Annotated in this window: 1 pseudogene; it reads left to right on the forward strand. The window is 40.1% G+C overall.

Annotation, left to right across the window (positions count from 1 at the left end):
- A pseudogene (locus AB4585_RS27205) lies at window positions 1-439 on the forward strand (AAA family ATPase); the annotation flags it as partial.

Genomic DNA, 439 nt, shown 5'->3' on the forward strand with positions numbered 1-439 from the left:
GCAGTGTTTACCGCAGGTAATATAATTAAAGTTTTTTCAGAGCAACATCACAAACCCATTGATAAAAACCACAATAAAGACGTTATTAGCCTCAAGTCGCACTATGACAAAAGATGGGTCTTATGTGAAAGGCCTAACGTGCAGGTCGGTGGTGAGTTGACAATGGATATGCTGGAAGTCAATCACTCAGAACATAACCGGATCTGGATTGCTCCTCTTCAGATGATAGCGAACAACGGTATCTTGGTTATTGATGATTTGGGTCGTCAACCTATGCCTGTTGCGACATTGCTCAATCGTTGGATCGTTCCAATGGAATATAATTATGATCACTTATCACTACCAAATGGGCAACAGATAACTATCCCGTTTGTTCTGACAATGGCATTTTCTACTAACTTAAACCCTCAGAAAATTGCAGATCCAGCGTTTTTAAGAA

Source organism: Vibrio sp. 10N.222.49.C9, assembly GCF_041474985.1.
Taxonomy (GTDB): Bacteria; Pseudomonadota; Gammaproteobacteria; order Enterobacterales; family Vibrionaceae; genus Vibrio; species Vibrio crassostreae_C.